Genomic DNA, 21,703 nt, shown 5'->3' on the forward strand with positions numbered 1-21,703 from the left:
CGGACGCACCACACCAACGGCACGCGGGTCGCCGGCTGCTCAGATCAACCGGAGCTGGCGGTCCTTCGGTCGGCGCGGCTCGGCCTCGCCGAACCGCTCGAACAGGCCCGGATCGATCACGCTCAGGAACGGCGACGGCGCGCAGTCGCGTTCCGCGCCGTGCCGGGTGCGGCGGGCGGCGTGACTGACGTACAGCCGGTCCTGGGCGCGGGTCAACCCGACGAAGAAGAGCCGCCGCTCCTCGGCGACCGCGTCCTCGTCGGGCGTCGAGCCCGGCCAGCGCAGCGGCAGCAACCCGTCCTCCACGCCGATCAGGAAGACCACCGGGAACTCCAGGCCCTTCGCGGCGTGCAGGGTGAGCAGCGTGACCGCCTCCGCGCGGGGGTCGAGCGCGTCGACCTCCGCGCCGGTGGCCAGTTGCGACAGGAACGCCTCCAGGTCGTCCCCGCAGCGTCGGGCCAGCGGGGTCAGCAGGTCCACCGCCGAGCGGACGGCCTCGGGGCGTACCGTGCCGGTGCCGTCCAGGGTGGGCACCGCGAACCGCTCGGCAACCACCTGGCCGGCCAACCGGACCCGGGCCGCCAGCGAGCCGGCCAACCCGTCGGCGTGCCGCAACTCGCGGGCGATGGCCGTGACCCCGGGCCGGTCCCGCAGCCGGTCGTGGGACCGCTTCTGCACCGGGATGTTGGCGCGGGCCAGCGCGTCGACGATGGGTGCGGCCTGCGCGTCGGTGCGGTACAGCACGGCGATGTCGGAGAACGACAGCGCGGTGGACCGGCCGTCGATCCGGCCCGAGTCCAGCGAACGGTGGGACAGCCCGCCGACCAGCTCGTCGACTGTCCGCACCACGAAGTCGGCCTCCTCGGCGACCGACGCCGCCGGATAACGCCCGACCAGCGGGGCCTCCGGATCGAGTCGGGCCGGATCCAGCCGCCGGTCCCGGACCAGCGAGGACGGTGCGATGGCCTGCACGGCGGCGGCCAGGATCGGCGCCGACGAGCGGTAGTTGCGGTTGAGCCGGACCAGCCGGGCGTCCGTGAAGTCCTCGGAGAAGCGCAGGAAGTAGCCGACGTCGGCACCCCGGAACGAGTAGATCGCCTGGTCCGGGTCGCCGATCGCGCAGAGGTTGCCGTCCGCCGGGCTGAGCAGCCGCAGCAGCTCGTACTGCACCTCGTCGACGTCCTGGTACTCGTCGACGAAGATCCACCGCCAGCGGTCCCGGTAGCGCTCGACCAGCTTCCGGTCGGAGCGCAGCAGCTCCACCGGCAGGGTGACCAGCTCGTCCAGGTCGACCAGGTCCTGCTTGCGCAACAGCGCGGTGTAGCTGGCGACGTCGTCGCCGGCCTCGGACCGGGCCGCCGCCCGCTCGGCGTCGTCGGCGATGCGGAAGTCGGCGGGCAGACCCGCCGCGTCGGCGTTCTCCCGAAGGATGGTCAGGCCCAGCGCGTGGAACGTGCCCACGGTGACGTCCTCGGCGACCGGGCCGAGCAGGCCGTCGAGGCGGTGCCGCAGCTCCTCGGCGGCCCGACGGGTGAACGTGATCGCGAGGCAGTGCTCGGGAAAGACGTTCAGCTCCGCGCAGAGGTACGCGATCCGGTGCGTGAGTGTCCTGGTCTTGCCGGTGCCCGGCCCGGCCACGATCAGCAGCGGCCCGCCGGGTGCGGAGGCGGCCACCCGCTGCATCGCGTCCAGCCGGTCCAGCAGGCCGGTGCCGACCTCCTCCATGCCGGAGAGCATCGGCTCGAACGGCTCGTGGGGGGACGGCGGCGACGCGATCGGCGGTGCGGGAGCCGGGGCCGGCTTACGCTTCGGCTCCGCCTTCGCCGCCGCCGGGCGCTTGGCCGTCGGCCGGGCCGCCGGCTCCGCGGGTCGACGCTGCGCCGGCACCGGTACGTCGAACAGCGTCTCCTGTGCCGCGCCGGAGCTGGCGCCCAACTCCGCCGGGTCGAACAGCGTGATCACCCCGTACTCGCCGTCGTAGCCGGGCACCCGGCGCACGTCGCCTCGGCGCAGCCGCCCGATGCCCTCGGCGAGCAGCTCACCGCCGGCCTGCGCGATGTCGGTAAGCGGGGTCGTGGTCAGGATTTCCAGCTCCGGGCCGAGCGCGGCGACCAGCTCGTTGAGTCGCCCCTCGACCTTCTTCGACCGGGCGCCCACCTTGTTGATCTCGCCGAGGATCTCGGCCAGCGGGACGAGGTGGGTGACGTCCCGGGCCTGTGCCGGCCGGTGCCCCGCCGGGCGGTCGGCCAGCTCCTCGATGCGGCTGAGGACGCCCACGGTGAGCGGCTTGCCGCACTCGGGGCAGCGCCCACCGGCGGCGCGGGTCCGCTCCGGGGACCAGTTGACCCCGCAGAGCCGGTGGCCGTCCGCGTGGTACTTGCCCTCCTCCGGGAAGAACTCGATGGTGCCGGCCAGACCGTCACCGGTCCGCAGCGCCTCCCGGACGGCGAAGTAGTCCCGTTCGCTGCTCAGCACCGTCGCCTCCCGGCCCAGTGCCGGCGGCGAGTGCGCGTCCGAGTTGGAGACCAGTTGGTAACCGTCCAGGCTGCCGACCCGCCAGTTCATCGCCGGATCGGAGGAGAGGCCGGTCTCCACGGCGAAAATGTGGTCGGCGAGGTCGGCGTAGCAGTCCGCGATCGCGTCGAAGCCGGATTTCGAGCCCAGCGCGGAGAACCACGGCGTCCAGATGTGCGCCGGCACCAGGTAACCGTCCGGGCTGGCCTCCAGGGTGATCTCCAGCAGGTCGCGGGAGTCCAGACCGAGGATCGGCCGTCCGTCCGAGCCGAGGTTGCCGATCCGGCCGAGGGCGGTGTTGAACCGGGCCACCGCGTCCAGATCGGGCAGGTAGATCAGGTGATGCACCTTGCGGGTGCGGTCGTCCCGCTTGTAAATCGTGGAGATCTCCACGCTCAGCATGAACCGGACCGGGTTCGCCTGCGCCGTCGACGCGAGTCGGGGCGGCAGTCGGCGGGCGATGTCCCGTTCCGCCTCGGCGTCGAGCCGGTACAGCCCCGGCTCCGCCGGGCGCAGGGTCTCCCGCAGGTGGTCGTACCAGGCGGGGTGCGTGAAGTCGCCGGTGCCGAGCAGACCGATGCCCTTACGACGCGCCCACCACCCGAGGGTCGGCAGGGTGAGGTCGCGGCTGCACGCGCGCGAGTATTTCGAGTGGATGTGCAGGTCCGCGACGAATGGCGAGAGGCCACCGGAGGGTACGGCACTGAACGGGGGCACGCCGCATCCTGTCACGCCCGCCGCGCCGGCCGCCTGCCGCCACGCGCGGACGTGACCTCCGCTATGCCGAGCGCAACTCCACAAGACTGATCTGCGGCTCCGCGCCGACCCGGACCGGTGGTCCCCAGAAGCCGGCGCCGTTCGTCACGTAGACCTTGGTGCCGTCGACCTCGCCGAGGCCGCTGACCACCGGCTGCGCCAGCCGGACGACCAGGTTGAACGGCACCACCTGGCCACCGTGGGTGTGCCCGGACAGTTGCAGGTCGACGCCGTAGTGGGCCGCCTCGACCGCCGCCAGCGGCTGATGGGCGAGCAGCACCACCGGACGGCTCTGGTCGCGGTCGCCGAGGGCGGCGGCGAAGTCGGGCCCGGCGGCGAGGCCGGTGGTCCCCGTGGCGTCCAGGTCGTTCACGCCGGCCAGGTCGAGCACGCCGCCCCGGGCCCGGATCTCCTGCCGCTGGTTCTGCAGCACCCGCAGGCCGAGGCGGTCGACCTCCTGGACCCACTCCTCCACGCCGGAGTAGTACTCGTGGTTGCCGGTGACGAAGAAGTTGCCGTAGCGGGAGCGCAGGTCACGAAGGGGCGCGGCGGCCGGGCCGAGTTCGGCGACCGAGCCGTCGACCAGGTCTCCGACCACCGCGACCAGGTCGGCGTCGAGCCGGTTGATCGCGGCGACGATCCGCTCGGTGTGCGCCCGGCCGCGCAGCGGGCCGAGGTGGATGTCCGAGACGGTCGCGATGCGCAGACCGTCCATGCTGCGGGGGAGCTTGGCGAGTGGGATCTGCACCCGGTCGAGTCGTGGTGGGCCGAGGGCGGTGTGAACGCCGTACCCGGTGATGCCGGTGGCGGTGAGGCCGGCAAAGATAGCCGCCCCTCGGGCCAGCAGCAGCCGGCGGCCCGGGTCGTGGTCCGCGGCCGCGACGGCACCGGCGGCCGGCGGCTCGGGCGGCCCGGCCGCGCCCACCAGCACCGGCTCGGGCGCGGCGGTGGTCGGCTCGGCGGCGGCGAGCCGGCGGCGCAGCACCAGCCGGGTGGCGAGCATCGGCACTTCGAGCACGACGAGCACGACGAGCAGGTAGAACATCACGGCCAGCCACAGGTAGCCCGGCCAGGCGAGCCAGTAGAGCCCGGCCTGCGTCCCGATGAGGGTGGCCGGCACGAGCAGCGCCAACACCAGGGCGGCGCTCCCGCCGACCCGCCGCCAGCGGCCCGGACCTGTGGTGTCCCGGACGAGCCGCTTCCACAGGTAGAGGTGGATGAGACCGGTGGTCAGCGCCAGGACGCCCACGAACCCCAGAACCGCCAACATGTGCGCCTCCTCAGCCGCCCGCGAACGGGGGCAGAACGTCGATCGTGGCCCCGGCCGGCAGGGGTGCTTCACGATCATGACAGGTGACGCCATCCACCAGGAAGCTCGCCACTCGCAGCACGGCGGCGAGCCGGTCACCGTGTCGCCGCACCAGCTCGGCGGTGAGGTCGTCCAGCGACCGGCCGGCGGGCAGGACCTCCTCGGCGTGCCCGGCGGCGGCGCGGGCACCCGCGAAGTAGCGGACGGTCAGTCGTGTCGGAGCCACGCCTCAACCCCCGATCGCGGACATCGGCCGGGTCGGCTGGAGGAAGGTCGGGTCGTCGATGCCGTGCCCGGCGCGCTTGCCCCACATCGCGGTGCGCCAGCGTCGGGCCAGCTCCTCGTCGTCCGCGCCGGTGCGCAGCGCCGCGCGCAGATCGGACTCCTCGGTCGCGAAGAGACAGGCGCGGACCTGGCCGTCCGCCGTCAGCCGGGTGCGGTCGCAGTCTCCACAGAACGGGCGGGTGACGCTGGCGATCACGCCGACCCGGGCGGGACCTCCGTCGACCAGCCAGGTCTCCGCCGGTGCCGCGCCCCGCTCGGTCGGGTCGGGGCTGAGGTCGAAGACGGTACGCAGGGAGGCCAGGATCTCCTCGGCGGTGACCATGGTGTGGCGGTCCCAGCCGTGCTGGGCGTCCAACGGCATCTGCTCGATGATCCGCAACTGGTAGTCGTGCTCGACGGCGAAGCGCAGCAGGGCGGGTGCCTCGTCCTCGTTGACACCCCGCATCAACACCGAGTTGATCTTTACGGGGCTCAGCCCGGCGGCGGCGGCCCCGGCGAGCCCGGCCAGCACCGCGTCGAGACGGGGGCGGCGGGTGAGTCGGGTGAACCGGCCCGGGTCCAGAGTGTCCAGTGAGACGTTCACCCGGTCCAGGCCGGCCGTACGCAACGCCGAGGCCAGCCGGTCCAGCCCGATGCCGTTGGTGGTCAGCGAGACCCGGGGTCGGGGCCGCAACGCGGCCACCTCGGTCACGATGCCGACCAGCCCGGGGCGGATCAGCGGCTCACCGCCGGTGAACCGCACCTCGGTCACACCGAGCTGCTCCACGGCCACCCGGACCAGCCGGACGATCTCCTCGTCGGTCAGCAGCTCGGGGCCGGCCAGCCAGGGCAGCCCCTCCGCCGGCATGCAGTAGGTGCAGCGCAGGTTGCACTTGTCGGTGAGGGACACACGTAGGTCACGGGCGACGCGGCCGTACCGGTCGACGAGGACGCCATCGGTCCCCGGGGCGACGCTCACCTGTCGACCGTAGCGCGTTCGACCCGGGCCGGGACGGCGCGGGCGGCCTGGAGGACCGCGTCCCGATAGCCACCGCCGAAGAGCGCGGTGTGCACGAGCAGCAGATGCAGTTGATGCAGTGGCACCCGGTCGCGCCAGCCGTCCGGCAGCGGCCAACTCTCCCGGTAGGCGGCCAGCACCCGGCCCAGGTGCGGGATGCCGCCGAAGAGCGCGAGCTGGGCCAGATCCGTCTCCCGGTGCCCGCCGTGCGCGGCCGGGTCGATCAGCCACGCCCGGTCGTCGGCGCCCCACAGCACGTTGCCCGACCACAGGTCGCCGTGGATGCGTGCCGGCGGCTCGTCACCGCCGAACTCACCGAGCCGACCGATCACCTGCTCGACCAGTCTGGCATCGGCGCTGGTCAGGGCACCACCGTCGACCGAGCGCCGCAGGTAGGGGATGAGGCGTCGCTCGGCGAACCACGTCGACCAGGGCCCGTCGGTGGGGGTGTTGTCCTGGGGGAGCGACCCGATGAACCCCGGCCAGGGCGCCCCGAAGCTCGCCGATCCCGCCCGGTGCAGGTCGGCCAACTCCCGACCGAAGCGGGCCGCGGCCTGCGGCGTCGGCTCGCCGGGCTCGACCCAGTCGAGCGCCAGCAGGCTCGGCAACGCCACGATCACCTCGGGTACGGCGACCGCCCCGGCCTCCCGCAGCCAGCGCAACCCGGCCGCCTCGGCGGCGAAGAAGCCCTCCGGGGCCGGTCGGCCCGCCCCCTCGGGCCAGGACTTGGCGAAGACCGAGTGGCCGTCGTCCAGGGTGAGCCGGGCGGCGGCGCAGATGTGCCCACCGGCGACCGGCGTCTCCCGGATCCGCTGATGGGTCCGGAAGGTCGGCAGGTGTGCCGGGTGCGCGCGCAGGTACGCCAGGTCCATCAGCGCACGGTAACCGCTTCCTGTGACGCCACGGTGTCGCCCGAGGACATCGGGCCTCTTTCGGCACCCGTAGATGCGCGATGAACAGGAAGAACACGCTCAGTAGTTGTGGATAAGCAGCGTGTCGTCCACAGGGTCTGTTGGGCGGGTCCGGCCCGCCGCAGGCTTCCGACATGGCCTCGACCGAACGCCCCCAGCTCGCCGTCCGCTCGCCCGCCGACCTGATCGCCGCCGTACCGTACCTGCTCGGCTTCCACCCCGCCGACAGCGTGGTCGCGGTGGCGTTGCTGGGCCGGCAGATCATCTTCGCCGCCCGCGCGGACCTGCCCGACCCGTCGAGCGACCTGCTGGAGCAGGCCCGGCACCTGGCCGGAGTGATCCGCCGGCAGGGTGCGGAGTCCGCCACCGTGGTCGGTTACGGGCCGCCCGATCGGGTGACACCGGCGGTGGACGCGGTGCGGGCCGCCCTCAGCGTCGGCGGCACGGAGGTGCTCGACGCGCTGCGGGTGACCGGAGACCGGTGGTGGTCCTACCTCTGCACCGAGCCCGACTGCTGCCCACCCGAGGGCCGGCGCTACGACCCGGTCGCCAATCCGATGACCGCCGCGGCGATCTTCGCCGGCCAGGTCGCGCTCCCCGACCGGGCCGCCCTGGTGGCGCAGGTGGCACCCGTGGACGGGCCGGACCGGGACGCGGCGCGTGCGGCCACCGCCCGCGCCCGGCTGCGCCTGACCGAGCTGCACAAACAGGCGCCCGAGAACGACCTGCTCGGCAGTCGGGCGGTGCACACCGCCGGGCTCGCGGCGGTCCGCGAGGCCCAACGTCGGCAGCGTCGCGGTGAGCGGCTCGACGACGACGAGATGGCCTGGTTGAGCCTGCTGATGACCCATCTGCCCGTCCGCGACCTCGCGTGGGAACGCACCGACGGCCGGGATCGCGACATCGCCCTCTGGACCGACGTGCTGCGCCGGGCCGAACCGGAGTTGGTCGCCGCGCCAGGTACGTTGCTGGCGTTCGCGGCGTGGCGCGCGGGGCAGGGGGCGTTGGCCGCGGTGGCACTGGAGCGCACGCTGAGCCTGCACCCTGACTACCCGCTCGCCGTGCTGATGGACGACATGCTCCGGCGCGGTGTGCCCCCATCCGAGCTGGACGGGTGGCCGTCGGAGGGAATGCCCGGCGTGATCCGCCCCCGCAGGAGAAGGCGGCGCGGCCGCCGCTGACCGGCCGGTCCCGGTCGCCGCCCGGCCTGGCGCGGCGGGTGTCGCCCGGCCTGGCACGGCGGGTGTCGTCCGGCCTGGCGAGACGGGTGTCGCCCGGCCTGGCGCGGCGGGTGTCGCCCGGCCTGGCACGGCGGGAGTCGTCCGGCCCGGCGTGGCGGGAGTTGATCGACTCGGCTTTAAGGAAATCGCGGCATCCTCGTTGCCGGGACACCGCGGTATCAGCAAACCCGAGTCGATCATGGGCCAGCGGGCGACCGGGCTGGCCCTGAGCGCAGCTATGCCGCCCCTGCGGCGTCGCACAGAGACTCGAAGTGCTCCACGTAACGATCAAAGGGACCGCCGGACTCCCTGCGGCGGAGGTGCATCGTTACTGAGTCGACCGCGCCCGGAGAGACGCCGCGGTGTCGTCGAGATCGTCGCCGCACAGCCGGCGGTCTGTCGATTGACCTGTGATCGACTCGGCTTTCCGGAATTCGCGGCATCCTCGTTGCCGGGACACCGCGCTATCAGCAAACCCGAGTCGATCACGGGTCAGTGCGGGACGAGGCGAGCCTGCGGCAGCCCGCCCCGGCGCTGATCCCGCTTCCCCGAGGGCGATCGCGCCGGGGCGGGTCCACGCACGGCCCTCCGTCGAACGATGTACGCGTTTCTCCTGATCACGGCCGACTCGGTGGGGCGCAGGCCGGCCGACAATGATCGGGTGACCCCCGAACTGCTGCTCTCGCTGGCTGGGCTGGCGTTGGTGGACAGCACCAGCATCGGCACCCTTTTCATCCCGGTCTGGCTGCTGCTCGCCCCCGGGCCGGTCAACGCCCGCCGGATCCTGGGCTACCTCGCCACCATCGCGGCGTTCTATCTCGCGGTGGGGCTGCTGCTGGTGTGGGGCGGCAGCAGGTTGGGCGATGCGCTGGGCGGTGCCCTGGACAACCGGGCTGTCCTCTGGGCGCAACTCGTGCTGGGCGTCGCGATGCTGGCGCTCAGCTTCCGCTACGACGGCAAAAGGCGCCCCCGTACCGGTGGTGTGCTGCGGTGGCGGGACCGGGCCACGGCCGGCGACTCCTCGGCCCGCTGGCTGGTCGGGCTGGCGTTGCTGGCCGCGCTCGCCGAGGTGGCGACGATGCTTCCGTACCTGGGCGCGGTAGGTCTGTTGGCGACCTCGGGGGTGGGCGCGGTGGCCGTGGTGGCGCTGCTCGCCGGATATTGCCTGGTCATGGTGCTGCCGGCGGTGGTGTTGCTGGGTGCCAGGGTGGCCCGCCCGGCGCTTGTCGAGCCGGTGCTGGCCCGCCTCAACGCGTGGATCGTCGCGAAGGCGGGCGGTGCGTTGGGCTGGATCCTCGGCATCGCCGGTTTCCTGATCGCCCGCGACGCCGCCGCGCGACTGGCGCTGTTCGACCTGATCGACCGAATCGGTAAGTGAGCTCAACGCCCGGGACGCCGATCTTGCAGTTTCGGTCGCCGTTATGGGTGGTACGCCCCCCTATGGGGGGACAGAAAGTGCAAGATCGGCGCGGGCGCGGGCGCGGGCGCGGGCGCGGGCGCGGGCGCGGGCACGGGTGGGGCATCGTCAGGCTGGCTGCTCCAGCGTGATGCGGTGTGGGCCGGTGTAGACGTTCATGGTCCGGCCGCGCAGGAAACCGACGAGTGTCATCCCCGCCCCGTCGGCCAGTTCGGCGGCGAGCGTGCTCGGGGCGGACACGGCCGCCAGCAGCGGCAACCCGGCCATCCACGCCTTCTGGGTCAGCTCGAAGCTGGCCCGGCCGGAGACCAGCAGCAGGTGGCCGGCCAGTGGCAGTCGACGTTCTCGCACCGCCCAGCCGATCACCTTGTCCACCGCGTTGTGCCGGCCCACGTCCTCCCGCAGCACCACCAGCTCACCGCCGGGGGTGAACAGGCCCGCCGCGTGCAGCCCACCGGTCCGGTCGAAGCCACGCTGGGCGGCGCGGAGTCGGTCGGGCAGCTCGGCGAGGAGCGTGGCCGGCACGCTGAGCGGATCGGCGGAGACCGGGAACTGGGACCGGGTGCGGATCGCGTCGATGCTGGCCTTGCCGCAGACTCCGCAGGAACTGGTCGTGTAGAAGTTCCGGGACGGGTCGGTGGTCGGCTCCGGCACGCCGGGGGCGAGCACCACGTCCACCACGTTGTACGTGTTCGGTGTCTCCGCGCCGGCGCAGAGCTGGGCGGTCAGCACGTCGTCGGTCGACCGGATCAGCCCCTCGGTCAGGAGGAACCCGATGGCCAGGTCCAGGTCGTCGCCGGGGGTACGCATGGTCACGGCGAGGGGCTGTCGCCGGCCGGGGCCGGCGGCACCGACCCGGATCTCCAGCGGCTCCTCCACCGCCAGCGTGTCCGGCCGGCGGATGGACCCGCGGCCGGCGGTCGCAGCGTCCAGGTCGATCCGAAGTACGCCGCGCCGATCAGTTGCCCGTCCCATCCCGCCATCCTCCACCTCCCGCCGGTACGCCCGCACGGCCACCTGTCATCGCGCACCCGGCGGCGACCGCCAGTGCGCGTCGGCACGGCTACGGTTGCCGGGTGGGGACGTATGCCGCAGTGGTGCTCGCAGGTGGGTCCGCCCGACGGATGGGCGGGGTGGACAAGCCCGCGCTCCCGGTCGGTGGCCGGCCGATGCGCCTGCGGGTGCTGGCCGCCGTCAGCGACGCCCGGCCCCGGGTGCTGGTCGGGCCGGTCGACGCCGTCCCGGAGGGTGTGCGGGTGACCCGGGAGGACCCGCCCGGCGGGGGTCCGGTCGCCGCGGCGGCCGCCGGGCTGGCACTGCTCGATCCGGACACCACACGTGTCGCGCTGCTCGCCGCCGACCTGCCGCTGCTCACCCGGGCCGCGATCGGCGACCTGCTGGCCCACCTCAGCGAGGAGAACCCCGGCCATGCCGCCCCGGTGGCCGGCAGCGGCGTCGTCGGGAACGGCGTCGTCGGCAGCGGCCTCGTCGGGAGCGGCGTCGTTGGGAGCGGCGTCGTCGGGAGCGGCCCCGTCGGCAGGGGCCCCGTCGGGAGCAGCGTCGGGAGTGGCGTCGTCGGGAGCGGGCGGCGGCCCGACGGGGCGTGCTTCGTCGACGGGGACGGACGGCGGCAGTCGCTCTGCGGTGTCTGGCGGGTCGCGGCGCTGCGGGCCGCGCTGGACCGGTTGACTGTCGAGCGGAGCGGCAGCCTGTCCGGTGCCCCGGTCCGGGCGTTGCTGGCCGGCCTGGACGTGCGGGAGGTGCCCTGGGCCGGTGACGGTCCGCCGCCCTGGTTCGACTGCGACACTGACGAGGACGTACGCCGGGCGGAGGAGTGGGCGCGATGACGGTGATGGACGACTGGGTCACGGCCGCGTGTACCGAGCTGGACCTGGACCCGACCGGGGTGCCCGTCCCGGCGGTGCTGGATCTGGCCCGCGACGTCGCCCACCAGGTGTTGCGGCCGGGTGCGCCGGTCACCGCGTACCTGCTGGGGTTGGCGGTCGGTCGGGGTGCCGACCCGGCGGACGCCGCGGCCCGGCTCAGTGCCCTGGCCGGCGCCTGGCCCGTCGAGCTGGGCGCGGACCCCGTGGACCCGACGGCCCCCTGACCGCCGTTGTCCGATCCCGGTCCGGGCTGATTGGGCCGCCAGGCTGCGTGGGTAGGGTGATCGTGACGGACGGAGGCGATCATGACGGCTGACCACCCCTCGGCGCCGATCGGTGACCTGCCCGGCGGTACGGCTGAGCCGGCGGAATCGATCCTGCTCGACGAACCCAGCACGACCGACCTGCGGGCGAAGGTGACCGAGGCGTGGCAGGAGTTCGCCCGTGCGCTCGCCGTGCGGCTGCGGGAGCTTCCCGTCGGCGCGCACCTGGAGGTGACCCTGGACCCGACCGCCTCCGGCACCGGGGACGCCGTCTACTCGGTGAGCGTGGACGTGCGCGACGGTGGCGCGTTGTCCGCGCGGGCGGTCGGCAACGCCACGCTGCCGGCGGGCTACCGGTTGGACCGCGGCGCGGTGGCGGACATGGTCGCGCTCGGCTGGTCGCCACCCGGGGTGGTCGCTGGGTCCGGCGGTTTCTTCGGGCTGGACGGCGCGACGGGCGAGTCGACCCGGATGGCCGCGCTGCTCTCCCGGACGCTGCGGGACGTCTACGGTGCCCCGCACCCGGCGTTCCTCGTCTACCTGGTGCAGGACGTCGAGGGTGAGCCGCTGGCCGTGGACCCGTTGGGCACGGCACGCAGCGAGTTCGGCCCGGACGCCGACGTCGAGGCCGACCTGGAGGAGGCACTGGCCGAGGCGGCTTCCGCGCAGGTCGAGCGGGACGACGTGCTCGACCTGGCTGATCGGGTCCGGACCGTGGTCTCCACGATGCTCAAGTCGGACACCGACCGGTTGCAGGTCGACTCGGACGGCGACATCAACATCCGGGCCGGTTCGGCGATGGTCTTCGTCCGGGTGCGGGACAATCCGCCGCTGGTGGACGTGTTCTCCCCGGTGCTCACCGAGGTGGAGCCGACCGAGCGGCTCTACGTCAAGCTCTCCGAGTTGACCAACCGGATGCCGATCGGCCGCCTCTACTGCGCCGACGACACGGTCTGGGCTTCCATCCCGGTCTTCGGTCGCAACTTCCAGGCCACCCACCTGATGCTTGCGGTGCGGGTGATGACCGGGCTCGCCGACGAGCTGGACGACCGTCTGCACGGCGAGTTCGGCGGGAAGCGGTTCTTCGGCGAGGGCGACAAGCCGGTTCGGCGTGACGACTCGGAGCACCGCACCGGCATGTATCTCTAGAGGTCGAGCAGGGTCTTGCCGACCGTCGCGCGCGCCTCGATGGCGGCGTGCGCGTCGGCCGCGCGTTCCAGCGGGAATCGTTGGCCGATGAGCGGGCGCAGGCGGCCGGCCGCACCGCCCGCCAGGGCCTGCCGGGTGTACGCCCGCAGTCGCGCGGGTGACGTGTCCGGCCGTACCAGGGTGACCTGCCGTGCCGTGGCGGCCTCCGCCGACACCGGGGACCACTCCCCGCTCGCCAGGCCGAAGCTGACCATGCGACCGCCCGGATCCAGCATGTCGAAGGCCGTTCGGGCCACCGCCCCGCCGACCCCGTCGAACACCACGTCGACGCCGCCCAGCGGGGCCCGTACGCGGTCGGCCCAGTCTGGCTGGAGGTAGTCGACGGCCAGGTCGGCACCCAGGCCGGGCAGCAGGTCCACCTTGCGCGGCCCACCGGCGACGCCGACGACCCGGGCACCGGCCTGGGCGGCGAGCCGCACCAACAGGCTGCCCACTCCGCCCGCGGCCGCTTCGACCAGCACCCGGTCACCGGGGCGGATGCCGACCGCCTCGACAAGCATGGTGGCGGTACGCCCGTCGGCCAGCAGTGCCACCGCCTCGTCCAGGGCCAGTTCGGCGGGCACCTCGATCGGCGCGGCGGCGTCGACCGCCGCGCGTTCGGCGTATCCGCCGGAGCCGCCGGTCGCGCTGACCACCCGTCGATCGAGCAGTGCCGGGTCGACGTCCGGGCCGACGGCGGCGATCACCCCGCCCACGCCGTTGCCGGGGATCAGGGGCGGGGTGACCTGGAACGGCCCGGGTCGGCCGGCGCGCTGTTGCGTCTCGACGAAGGTGATGTTCGCGTACGCGACGTCGATCAGCACCTGACCGGGGCCGGGTGTCGGGTCGGTCGCGGTGCCGGGCAGCAGCACCTCGGGCCCGCCGAACTCACGTAACCAGACCGCACGCATGAAGTCCCCCTCGAATCGCGACGGCGTCCACTCGGGGACAGCGAAGCGCCTCAACCAGGGTTGAGGTCAAGCGGTGCGGGGCGACGGGCCGACGCCCGGGGACTCGGCCAGTCGGGACAGCACGATCGTGCTGCGGGTGGAGGTCACGAAGGACTCGGCGCGCAGCCGTTCCAGGGCCGCCTCCAGGTGGGCGATGTCGGCGGCGCGTAGGTGCACGAGCGCGTCCGCCTCCCCGGAGACGGTGTAGGCGCCGACCACCTCCGGGTGTCGCCGGGCGGCCACGCCGATCTGGGCGGGGGTGGTCCGGCCGGCGCAGAACAACTCGACGAACGCCTCGGTCGTCCAGCCGACGGCGGCCGGGTCCACCACGGCCGTGAATCCCCGGATCACGCCGGTGGCGCGTAGCCGATCGACGCGACGCTTGACGGCCGGGGCGGAGAGTGACACCCGGGTGCCGATGTCGGCGTACGACGCACGGGCGTCGGCGACGAGTAACGCAATGATCCGCTGGTCTACCGCGTCTATCTGCAACGTTCCGCCTCTGAGAAGCAACGGTTGTGGCTGTTACCAAAGTTCCACGGTACCTACTCTTGGTGACCGTGAACCAGCAGCGAGTCCCGCGAAAGCGGACATATCTCATGTGCTCGCCCGAGCACTTCGCGGTCGAGTACGCGATCAACCCGTGGATGGACGTGACCACGCCCGTCGACCGGGACCTGGCCGTCAAACAGTGGGACCGGCTGCACGAGACGCTCGTCGGCCTCGGCCACGAGGTGCACCTGCTCACGCCCGAGCAGGGCCTGCTCGACATGGTCTACGCCGCCAACGGTGCCTTCGTGGTGGACGGCAGCGTGTACGGCGCCCGGTTCAGGCACGAGCAGCGGGCCGCCGAGGCCGCCGCCCACCACGCCTTCTACGAGTCGCAGGGCTGGCGGTTCGTCGCACCGGGGGAGACCAACGAGGGCGAGGGCGACTTCGCGTACGTGCCGGAGGCGCACGGCGGCCTCATCCTCGCCGGGCACGGCTTCCGCACCGAGCTGCCGGCGCACGGTGAGGCGCAGGAGGCGCTGGGTCGGCCGGTGGTGTCGCTGCGTCTGATCGACCCCCGCTTCTATCACCTGGACGTGGCACTCGCGGCCATCGACGACTCGAACGTCGCCTACTTCCCGGGCGCGTTCTCCGCGGCCAGCCAGCGGGTGCTCACCCAGCTCTTCCCGGACGCGGTGATCGCCGACGACGAGGACGCTCTGGCCTTCGGGCTCAACCTGGTCAGCGACGGCGCGAACGTGGTGCTCAGCAGCGAGGCGACCCGGTTCGCCGGCAAGTTGAAGGCCGCCGGCTACACCCCGGTCCCCGTCGAGTTGGGCGAGTTGAAGAAGGGCGGCGGCAGCGTGAAGTGCTGCATCGCCGAGCTGCGGCACTGACTCCCGTACGACAGGGCCGGCCTCCCCGACGGGAGGCCGGCCCTGTCGTCGCTCCGGGCTCAGCCCAGTGTGGCCAGCTCGTTGATCAGCACGTTCGACATGACCTGGCCGTCGCGCTGCACCTCCCGCAGATACCACTTCTGCTGGGGGGTGCGCGGCTGGTTGAACTGCCAGACGCCACGCGGGCTGTCGATCTGGCCGATCCGGCCGAGTGCCAGGTTGACCTGCTGCGGGTTGGGCGCGCCGCCGGTCAGCTGGATCGCCTGGTCGAGCACCTGCGCCGCGTCGTACGACGCCATCGCGTACGTGGTGGGGGTGACCTGGTATTTCTTGCGGTAGGCAGAGGCGAAGACCCGGTTGGACGTGTTGTTCAGGTCGGCCGAGTAGTTCAGGGCGGTCTGGATGCCCAGCGCGTTTTCCTTCAGGCTTTCCAGCACGGTGCCCTCGGTGAGGAAACCGGGTGCGTAGATCGGCCCGGCGAACTTCTCCCGCAACTGCTTGATGAACTCCACCGCGGCGGCACCGGCGAAGAAGCAGAAGACCGCGGTGGGCTCCTTGGCCAGCGCGGTGCTGATGTCCGCCGAGAACGTGGTCTTGCCGGGGTTGGGGTTGGCGCTGGTGTAGGTGACGGGGTCGCTGATTCGCGGGTCGGTCGAGCCGAACTCCTGCCGGAAGCCACGCACCACGTCCGGGCTGCCGACGTTCTCCGGCATGATGATCGCCACGCGGCCGTTGGTGGGCAGTTGGTCGCGCAGGTAGCGGCCCAGCGCCTTGCCGGCCTCGTCCAGCACGTACGACGTCCGCCAGATGTAGAAGACGCTCTGGAGGCTGCTCGGTGAGGCGTTGGAGCCGATCAGCGGGACCTTGGCCTGCTCGACGGTGTCCCGGATGCCGACCATCACCGCCGAGTTGACCACACCGGTGAGCGCCAGCACGCCCTGCTTGAGCAGGCCCTCCACGGCGGCCTTGCCGGTCTTCGCGGTGTCGCCCTCGTCGGCGGTCAACAACTCCACCGGGTGGCCGCCCAGCCGCTTGTCGTGCAGGTCGAGGAAGAGTTGGAAGCCGTTGGTGATGTCATCGCCGATGCTCTTGAAACCACCGGCCTGCGGGGTGATCAGCCCGATCTTGATCGGGCTGCGGTTGACCGTCGGCTCGGGGTCGGTGTCGGAGCCACATCCGGCGACGAACCCGGTGGTACCGAGCGCGGCCAACAGTTGGAGCGCCCGCCTGCGATTCATCTGCGACACCGAGTTCCTTCCAAGGAGCGTTGCAGGGCTGAACACCGCCCCTCCGGCGTTCTACCTGGTCCGCGACGCTGCGTCAATGGCTAGTGATCATCCTGCAGGGACCGCAGCTCGGCGAGGACGCGGGGCCAGGCGACGGACTCCGGGTCGATCAGCCCGAAATGCTCGCATCCGGGCAGTTCGACAAGGGAGATATCGGATCCTGCGGCGGTTGCTTCCGCCACGAAGCCCCGGCTCATCTCCACCGGAACCTGTTGATCCTCCGAGCCGTGCACCACTACCGTCCGTGTCCGCGTCGGCACCAGCAGCCGTGGATCCGTCGCCGCGTACCGGTCCGGGACCTCGGCCGGGCCGCCGCCGAGCAGCTCGGCCACCGCACCCGAGTCCAGATCCCGCCGGTACGCCTCGCCCAGGTCGGCCACCGGGGCCAGGGCGAGCACCGCACCCACCGTCGCCGGCGCGGTGGCCGCCACGTACAGCGCCAGGTGACCGCCGGCGGAGTGCCCGACCAGGAGCGGCGCGGCTCGGGTCACCCGGCCCGGCAGCGCCTCGGCGGCCAGCCCGGGCAACTCGGCCACCCCGGTCAGCACGTCGGTCAACGTGCCCGGCCAGCCACCTCCCGGCTGCCCGGTCCGCCGGTATTCCAGCTGCGCCACCGGATAGCCGTCGGCGGCGAGTGCGGCAGCCAACGGGTCGGTGTGACGTCGGTCGTACTCGACCCGCCAGAAGCCGCCGTGCAGGACGACGACCAGCGGGCGCGCCGGCCCAGCTCCCGCCGGCCACCGCAGGTCGGCCACCTGATCCGGGTGGTCGCCGTACGCCACCGTCCGATCGGGCGCCGGTGCGGGCCGGGTCAACACGGCGCGCGGGTCGACAGGCATGGCGCGACGGTAGCGCGCCCGCGCGGGTGGTTCGGTCCCGGTAGTCGGTCCCGGGCACCAACGGTCCAGCCCGCTGGGTAAAGATGGACCCCATGACCGAAGCGCGCTCAGCTGGACACGACGACGAGCCCGGCACCGACGACTCCGGCCACCCCGGCACTGTCGTGGTGGTCGGTCCGGACGGCCGGCCGATCGGGACGATGCAGACCGACGAGGGCCAGGGTGAGGACCCGACCCGCCTGGTCGAACAGCCGGCCAAGGTGATGCGGATCGGCAGCATGATCAAGCAGTTGCTGGAGGAGGTGAAAGCCGCACCTCTCGACGACGCCAGCCGCAACCGGATGCGCGAGATCCACGAGCGGTCGATCGTCGAGCTGAAGGAGGGCCTCGCCCCCGAGCTGCGCGACGAGCTGGAGCGCATCTCGCTGCCCTTCACGGAGGACAAGGCCCCCAGCGAGGGCGAGTTGCGGATCGCGCACGCCCAGCTCGTCGGTTGGCTGGAGGGCCTGTTCCACGGCATCCAGGCGGCCCTGGTGGCCCAGCAGATGGCCGCCCGGGTGCAGTTGGAGCAGATGCGCGGTGGGCGTCAGGCGCTGCCCAGTGGCCCCGGCGGGATCGTCCCCGGGATGTCCGGCATCGGCCAGCCGGGCGGCGGCGAGGGCCACAACACCGGCCAGTACCTGTAAACCTCAGCCCACCCCGAAAACCTTCTCCAGGTACGCCGCCACGCCGTCCTCGGTGTTCGCCGTCGTCACGTCGTCGGCGACCGCCAGGACGGCGCGGTGCGCGTTGGCCACCGCCACGCCCCGGCCGGCCCAGCTCAACATCGGCACGTCGTTGGGCATGTCGCCGAAGGCCAGCACGTCCGCCGCGGCCACCCCGATCTGGTCGCAGTACCAGGCCAGCCCGGCCGCCTTGGTCACCCCGGCAGCGGAGATCTCCACCAGGCCGGAGGACGACGAGTGCGTGGCCTCGGCCAGCCCCGCCACCGCCGTGGCGATCAGCTCGGCGAAGGTGTCCGGGTCCTGCTCGCCGGCCCGCGCGAGCAGCTTCACCGCCGGCACCGAGAGCAGCTCCTCCGGCGTCTCGATCGGGCGGATGCCCTCCGGGTCGACGTCCCAGCGCAGCGGGTAGTGCGCCTCGTGCCGCATCTCCCGGCTGTCCAGGATCTCCACGGCGAAGCTGATCCCGGGCACCTCGGCCCGTAGCCTCCGGGCCACCTCGGCCAGGTGGTGCGGGGCAAGCGGGTCGGCCCGCACCACCTCGTCGGAGAACGGGTCGTAGACCACGGCACCGTTGGCGCAGACCGCCGGCAGCGGTCGGGCGAGCTGGTCGTACACCATCTTGAGCCAGCGGACCGGGCGGCCGGTGACCAGCACGACAGGCGTGCCTCGCGCGGAGATCCGCGCGAGCACGTCGGCGGTGCGGGGGCTGACGGTGTGGTCGTCGCGGATCAGCGTGCCGTCGATGTCGGTGGCGATCAGGCGGGGTGTCTCTCCCATCACCGGGACAGTAGCCGGTCCAGGTACACCGCCACACCGTCGTCGTCGTTGCGCAGGGTCACCTCGTCGGCGGCGGCGCGCAGGGCGGGGTGCGCGTTGGCCACCGCCACCCGGGACCAGCCGGCCCACTCGAACATCGGCAGATCGTTGGGCATGTCACCGAAGACCAGGACGTCGGCCGGATCCACCCCGAGGCTCTGCGCCACCACCGTCAGCCCGGTGGCCTTGTCCACGCCCGGCGGGCAGATCTCGATGAAGCCGAGCCCGGCCTGGGTGAGCGTGGCGACCTGCGGCGCGACGATCCGGCGGGCCACCGCCAGCAGTTCGTCCACGTGGTGGTCGGCGGTCCGGGCGAACGCCTTGATCACATCGCAGGCGAGGCACTCCGCGCGGCTGTGGGCCTCGAACCGATCCTGGTAGGGCCAACTCTCGTGGTAGTCGCCCCAGAGCGGAGCGTCGTGCTCGTCGGACGCCTCGACCATCACGGTCAGCGGGCCGACCTCGGCCTCCAGGTCGGCGAGCAGCCGGGCCAGCACCTCGGCGGGCAGCCGCTCGTCGCGGAGCACCACGGGGCCGGCCGGGTCGCTCTGGTCGACCACCCGGCCGCCGCCGGCCATCACCAGGAAGTCCGCGGCCCGGATGTCGTTGCGGGTCAACTCGGTAAGCCGAGGGCCGCGACCGGTCGCGCCGACCACCGGGATTCCGGCGGCCCGCACCCGGTCGAGCACCCCATGGGTGTACGCGGAGACGGTGTCATCGCTGCGCACCAGCGTGCCGTCGAGGTCTGTCGCGATCAGCTTGGGCAGGCCCGGGCGGGTCATCGTTCCTCCTTCGCCCGCCGCCGTCGCACCTGCTGTCCCCTTCTGCTGAGGAGACCCGGCGTCACGGCGGGCAGCAACCGTACCTCGCGCAAAGGGTCGGATCCATGGCTTCCAGACGAATCGGACGCGAACAACCCACGCCCCGCCTCTCCGCGCCCCCTTCCCCCCGCGATCTTGCACTTTCTGTCCCCTTTTTGCACCGTTAACGCCCCTTATGCCCCGACAGAAAGTGCAAGATCGCCGAGGTGGGGGGTGGGGCGTGGGGGTGGGGTTTTAGGGCTGGGGGTCGGGGTGGGCGAAGGGGGCGGCGGGGGTGACTGTCAGGTCGGTTGGGGCGGGTGGGTCGTACTCGGTGGGGTTGGGGTTGCGGCGGCGGCGCCAGAGTCGTGGCGGTGGCGCGTCGGCGGGCCTGTCGTCGTCCGGTGGCCCGGCGAACGTGCCGGAGGACGCGGCGGGCGTCAGCCGCAGGGCGGCCGCGAACAGCACACAGGCGGCGAACGCCATCACCAGCCCACGGCCGTATTCGGCCCGGAAACCGTCCGGCGGCGAGTAGAAGAAGTTGCGCTGGCTGGGGTCGTTGAGGGTGGCCGTGGCGGCGATCAGCACCGCCAACAGGGCACCGGCCAGGGTGAGACCAGCCAGCCGGGCGTTCGGCCGCACGGCCGCCGTGCCCCGCAGGGCCAGCGCCACGGTGCAGACGAGACCGAGCAGCCCGACCAGGTAGCCAACGCCGAAGCCGCCGACCTCGGACACGCCGGCCGGCACCTCGATCGTGCCCTCACCTTCGGGCCCGCCACCGTTGGGCAGGCTCATCACCAGCCATTCCCCGACCAGCGAGGCGATCCCGGCGACCGCGCCCAGACCGGCGAGGAGCAGGGGCAGCCGAGGGTCCTGTGCGAAACCGGCCAGGGACCAGCCGAACCGGCGCCGCGGAGCCGGGTCGACAGCACCCCACTCGATCACGGCCGGCTCCTCGGACCGGCCGCCCTGCCGGGGGATCGGTAGCTCGTCGGACATCGGCCATCCTTCCGCCGGTCACGGACCTGGGTCGCATCATGGCACAGCCGGCCGATCGTGACAGGGATCGCAGGGTAGGCGTCCGTGCCGGTCGGTCGCTCGACGGTCACCTTTCCGCTAGCGTTCTCCTCATGCCTATCCGTACCGCTTCAGCACAATGGCAGGGCAATCTCACCGAGGGCTCCGGCACGGTCCGCACCGGTAAGGGCGGCCTGTCGGGCAACTACTCCTTCAAGTCGCGCTTCGAGGAGGGCGAGGGCACCAACCCCGAGGAGCTGATCGCCGCCGCGCACGCCGGCTGCTTCTCGATGGCGTTCTCGAAGGCGCTCGCCGACGCCGGCTCGACGGCCACCTCGGTCGAGACCACCGCCAAGGTCCACCTGGACAAGACCGACGCCGGCATGACCGTGACCCGGATCGACCTGGAGACCGTCGGCCAGGTCCCGGGGATCGACGACGCGGAGTTCCAGAAGCTCGCCGAGGCCGCCAAGGCCAACTGCCCGATCTCCCGCCTGCTCTCGCCGGGAGCCGAGATCACCCTCGACGCGCGCCTGGCCTCCTGAGCCGGTCCACCCACAACCGCTCGTTCACGGACGAGAGTCTCCGCCCGCCCCTGGGCGGTCACTCTCTCCGTGAGCCTGCGGATCCGATCGGCGGCACGTCTCGATCGGCCCAACGGGTGCGGCGTCGGGCAGAATGGGTGCCGTGCCGGTAGACATGAGCCGCGAGCGCTTCGAGGAGCTGGTTGCCGACGCTCTCGACGAGGTTCCCGAGGAACTACTCGGCCTGATGAGCAACGTGGTGATCCTCGTCGAGGACGACCCGCCGCACGGTGAGCCCGGCCTGCTCGGCCTCTACGAGGGCCACGCCCTCACCAGCCGCGGCTGGGACTACTCCGGCGTGTTGCCGGACCGGATCTTCATCTACCGACACCCGATCCTGCGGATCTGCGACAACGACGACGATGTCGTCGACGAGGTGGCGGTGACCGTCGTGCACGAGATCGCTCACCACTTCGGCATCGACGACGAACGGCTGCACGCCCTGGGCTGGGGCTGAACCCTCCGACAGCCGTGGTCACCGCTCGGACGATGGCCCGTGGTTGCCCTGGTCGCCTACCTTCGGTGCAGCAATCGCAACCCTGTCAGGAGGCACCC

Annotated in this window: 22 protein-coding genes; 9 read left to right on the forward strand and 13 right to left on the reverse strand. The window is 72.5% G+C overall.

Annotated elements, in window-relative coordinates; all coding sequences use genetic code 11:
* Positions 1-39 precede the first annotated feature (39 nt).
* The 5 genes from ACGFIW_RS29620 to ACGFIW_RS29640 all read right to left on the reverse strand — a co-directional run bounded on the left by ACGFIW_RS29620 (position 40) and on the right by ACGFIW_RS29640 (position 6,733).
* A complete protein-coding gene (locus ACGFIW_RS29620) occupies positions 40-3,231 on the reverse strand; it encodes a UvrD-helicase domain-containing protein (protein WP_393322591.1) in 3,192 nt (1,063 codons plus the stop codon).
* 61 nt (positions 3,232-3,292) lie between these two features.
* Entirely contained in the window at positions 3,293-4,540 is a 1,248-nt protein-coding gene (locus tag ACGFIW_RS29625) for a metallophosphoesterase (RefSeq protein WP_393322594.1), read from the reverse strand.
* 10 nt (positions 4,541-4,550) lie between these two features.
* Positions 4,551-4,805, reverse strand: a complete 255-nt coding sequence (locus tag ACGFIW_RS29630) for a MoaD/ThiS family protein (protein WP_357066003.1) — start codon at positions 4,803-4,805, stop codon at positions 4,551-4,553.
* Positions 4,806-4,808: 3 nt separating this feature from the next.
* Positions 4,809-5,822, reverse strand: a complete 1,014-nt coding sequence (moaA, locus tag ACGFIW_RS29635; protein ID WP_393322597.1) for a GTP 3',8-cyclase MoaA — start codon at positions 5,820-5,822, stop codon at positions 4,809-4,811.
* A complete protein-coding gene (locus tag ACGFIW_RS29640) occupies positions 5,819-6,733 on the reverse strand; it encodes a fructosamine kinase family protein (RefSeq protein ID WP_393322600.1) in 915 nt (304 codons plus the stop codon). The genes moaA and ACGFIW_RS29640 overlap by 4 nt, the downstream gene beginning before the upstream one ends.
* 173 nt (positions 6,734-6,906) lie before the next feature.
* Between ACGFIW_RS29640 and ACGFIW_RS29645 the strand changes: the two genes are divergently transcribed.
* Positions 6,907-7,953: a DUF4192 domain-containing protein gene (locus tag ACGFIW_RS29645; RefSeq protein ID WP_393322603.1), complete on the forward strand. Its 1,047-nt coding sequence runs from the start codon at positions 6,907-6,909 to the stop codon at positions 7,951-7,953.
* Between the two features lie 700 nt (positions 7,954-8,653).
* A complete protein-coding gene (locus ACGFIW_RS29650) occupies positions 8,654-9,370 on the forward strand; it encodes a GAP family protein (RefSeq protein WP_393322606.1) in 717 nt (238 codons plus the stop codon).
* A 147-nt stretch (positions 9,371-9,517) separates the two neighbouring features.
* Here the strand turns inward: ACGFIW_RS29650 and fdhD are convergent, their stop codons facing one another.
* A complete protein-coding gene (gene fdhD / locus ACGFIW_RS29655; RefSeq protein WP_393322609.1) occupies positions 9,518-10,384 on the reverse strand; it encodes a formate dehydrogenase accessory sulfurtransferase FdhD in 867 nt (288 codons plus the stop codon).
* Positions 10,385-10,485: 101 nt separating this feature from the next.
* Between fdhD and ACGFIW_RS29660 the strand changes: the two genes are divergently transcribed.
* The 3 genes from ACGFIW_RS29660 to ACGFIW_RS29670 all read left to right on the forward strand — a co-directional run bounded on the left by ACGFIW_RS29660 (position 10,486) and on the right by ACGFIW_RS29670 (position 12,707).
* A complete protein-coding gene (locus ACGFIW_RS29660) occupies positions 10,486-11,256 on the forward strand; it encodes a molybdenum cofactor guanylyltransferase (protein ID WP_393322612.1) in 771 nt (256 codons plus the stop codon).
* Positions 11,253-11,519 carry a DUF6457 domain-containing protein gene (locus ACGFIW_RS29665; RefSeq protein WP_393322615.1) on the forward strand — a complete coding sequence of 89 codons (267 nt, stop codon included), beginning with the start codon at positions 11,253-11,255 and terminating at the stop codon, positions 11,517-11,519. The genes ACGFIW_RS29660 and ACGFIW_RS29665 overlap by 4 nt, the downstream gene beginning before the upstream one ends.
* An 81-nt stretch (positions 11,520-11,600) precedes the next feature.
* Positions 11,601-12,707, forward strand: coding sequence for a hypothetical protein (locus ACGFIW_RS29670; protein ID WP_393322618.1), 1,107 nt, complete (start codon positions 11,601-11,603; stop codon positions 12,705-12,707).
* Here ACGFIW_RS29670 and ACGFIW_RS29675 read toward each other — a convergent pair.
* Both ACGFIW_RS29675 and ACGFIW_RS29680 read right to left on the reverse strand, forming a co-directional pair.
* Positions 12,704-13,657 (reverse strand): zinc-binding dehydrogenase, encoded by a 954-nt coding sequence (locus tag ACGFIW_RS29675; protein ID WP_393322621.1) that lies wholly within the window; start codon positions 13,655-13,657, stop codon positions 12,704-12,706. The genes ACGFIW_RS29670 and ACGFIW_RS29675 overlap by 4 nt on opposite strands.
* Before the next feature lie 66 nt (positions 13,658-13,723).
* Complete coding sequence (locus tag ACGFIW_RS29680; protein WP_357065971.1) at positions 13,724-14,188, reverse strand: Lrp/AsnC family transcriptional regulator; 465 nt, start codon at positions 14,186-14,188, stop codon at positions 13,724-13,726.
* A 59-nt stretch (positions 14,189-14,247) separates the two neighbouring features.
* Here ACGFIW_RS29680 and ddaH point away from each other — a divergent pair, with 59 nt between their 5' ends.
* Positions 14,248-15,081, forward strand: a complete 834-nt coding sequence (gene ddaH / locus ACGFIW_RS29685; protein ID WP_393322624.1) for a dimethylargininase — start codon at positions 14,248-14,250, stop codon at positions 15,079-15,081.
* A 59-nt stretch (positions 15,082-15,140) separates the two neighbouring features.
* On the opposite strand, the gene ACGFIW_RS29690 is transcribed toward ddaH, so the two are convergent.
* Both ACGFIW_RS29690 and ACGFIW_RS29695 read right to left on the reverse strand, forming a co-directional pair.
* Positions 15,141-16,328, reverse strand: coding sequence for an ABC transporter substrate-binding protein (locus ACGFIW_RS29690; protein WP_393322627.1), 1,188 nt, complete (start codon positions 16,326-16,328; stop codon positions 15,141-15,143).
* Between the two features lie 80 nt (positions 16,329-16,408).
* On the reverse strand, positions 16,409-17,206 hold the full coding sequence (locus tag ACGFIW_RS29695) for an alpha/beta hydrolase family protein (protein WP_393322630.1): 798 nt from the start codon (positions 17,204-17,206) through the stop codon (positions 16,409-16,411).
* An 83-nt stretch (positions 17,207-17,289) separates the two neighbouring features.
* Between ACGFIW_RS29695 and ACGFIW_RS29700 the strand changes: the two genes are divergently transcribed.
* Positions 17,290-17,892 (forward strand): bacterial proteasome activator family protein, encoded by a 603-nt coding sequence (locus ACGFIW_RS29700; protein ID WP_393322633.1) that lies wholly within the window; start codon positions 17,290-17,292, stop codon positions 17,890-17,892.
* Between the two features lie 3 nt (positions 17,893-17,895).
* Here the strand turns inward: ACGFIW_RS29700 and ACGFIW_RS29705 are convergent, their stop codons facing one another.
* The 3 genes from ACGFIW_RS29705 to ACGFIW_RS29715 all read right to left on the reverse strand — a co-directional run bounded on the left by ACGFIW_RS29705 (position 17,896) and on the right by ACGFIW_RS29715 (position 20,546).
* Positions 17,896-18,708: an HAD family hydrolase gene (locus ACGFIW_RS29705; RefSeq protein WP_393322636.1), complete on the reverse strand. Its 813-nt coding sequence runs from the start codon at positions 18,706-18,708 to the stop codon at positions 17,896-17,898.
* On the reverse strand, positions 18,708-19,529 hold the full coding sequence (locus ACGFIW_RS29710) for an HAD family hydrolase (protein WP_393322639.1): 822 nt from the start codon (positions 19,527-19,529) through the stop codon (positions 18,708-18,710). Before ACGFIW_RS29710 ends, ACGFIW_RS29705 begins: the two co-directional genes overlap by 1 nt.
* Before the next feature lie 273 nt (positions 19,530-19,802).
* A complete protein-coding gene (locus ACGFIW_RS29715) occupies positions 19,803-20,546 on the reverse strand; it encodes a hypothetical protein (protein ID WP_393322642.1) in 744 nt (247 codons plus the stop codon).
* A 131-nt stretch (positions 20,547-20,677) separates the two neighbouring features.
* Here ACGFIW_RS29715 and ACGFIW_RS29720 point away from each other — a divergent pair, with 131 nt between their 5' ends.
* Entirely contained in the window at positions 20,678-21,109 is a 432-nt protein-coding gene (locus tag ACGFIW_RS29720; RefSeq protein WP_357065949.1) for an OsmC family protein, read from the forward strand.
* A 133-nt stretch (positions 21,110-21,242) separates the two neighbouring features.
* On the forward strand, positions 21,243-21,605 hold the full coding sequence (locus tag ACGFIW_RS29725; protein WP_393322645.1) for a metallopeptidase family protein: 363 nt from the start codon (positions 21,243-21,245) through the stop codon (positions 21,603-21,605).
* Positions 21,606-21,703 lie beyond the last annotated feature (98 nt).

The sequence above is a fragment of the Micromonospora sp. NPDC048935 genome (assembly GCF_043197875.1).
Classification (GTDB): domain Bacteria; phylum Actinomycetota; class Actinomycetes; order Mycobacteriales; family Micromonosporaceae; genus Micromonospora.

What these genes read in the sequence shown, in the direction of transcription:
- ACGFIW_RS29645 (WP_393322603.1), top strand. Translation starts at nt 6,907, where the DNA reads ATGGCCTCGACCGAACGCCCCCAGCTCGCCGTCCGCTCGCCCGCCGAC.
- ACGFIW_RS29675 (WP_393322621.1), bottom strand. Translation starts at nt 13,657, where the DNA reads ATGCGTGCGGTCTGGTTACGTGAGTTCGGCGGGCCCGAGGTGCTGCTG.
- fdhD (WP_393322609.1), bottom strand. Translation starts at nt 10,384, where the DNA reads ATGGGACGGGCAACTGATCGGCGCGGCGTACTTCGGATCGACCTGGAC.
- ACGFIW_RS29670 (WP_393322618.1), top strand. Translation starts at nt 11,601, where the DNA reads ATGACGGCTGACCACCCCTCGGCGCCGATCGGTGACCTGCCCGGCGGT.
- ACGFIW_RS29725 (WP_393322645.1), top strand. Translation starts at nt 21,243, where the DNA reads ATGGGTGCCGTGCCGGTAGACATGAGCCGCGAGCGCTTCGAGGAGCTG.
- ACGFIW_RS29705 (WP_393322636.1), bottom strand. Translation starts at nt 18,708, where the DNA reads ATGGGAGAGACACCCCGCCTGATCGCCACCGACATCGACGGCACGCTG.
- ACGFIW_RS29640 (WP_393322600.1), bottom strand. Translation starts at nt 6,733, where the DNA reads ATGGACCTGGCGTACCTGCGCGCGCACCCGGCACACCTGCCGACCTTC.
- ACGFIW_RS29625 (WP_393322594.1), bottom strand. Translation starts at nt 4,540, where the DNA reads ATGTTGGCGGTTCTGGGGTTCGTGGGCGTCCTGGCGCTGACCACCGGT.
- ACGFIW_RS29715 (WP_393322642.1), bottom strand. Translation starts at nt 20,546, where the DNA reads ATGTCCGACGAGCTACCGATCCCCCGGCAGGGCGGCCGGTCCGAGGAG.
- ACGFIW_RS29700 (WP_393322633.1), top strand. Translation starts at nt 17,290, where the DNA reads ATGGACCCCATGACCGAAGCGCGCTCAGCTGGACACGACGACGAGCCC.
- ACGFIW_RS29665 (WP_393322615.1), top strand. Translation starts at nt 11,253, where the DNA reads ATGACGGTGATGGACGACTGGGTCACGGCCGCGTGTACCGAGCTGGAC.
- ACGFIW_RS29720 (WP_357065949.1), top strand. Translation starts at nt 20,678, where the DNA reads ATGCCTATCCGTACCGCTTCAGCACAATGGCAGGGCAATCTCACCGAG.
- ACGFIW_RS29695 (WP_393322630.1), bottom strand. Translation starts at nt 17,206, where the DNA reads ATGCCTGTCGACCCGCGCGCCGTGTTGACCCGGCCCGCACCGGCGCCC.
- ACGFIW_RS29710 (WP_393322639.1), bottom strand. Translation starts at nt 19,529, where the DNA reads ATGACCCGCCCGGGCCTGCCCAAGCTGATCGCGACAGACCTCGACGGC.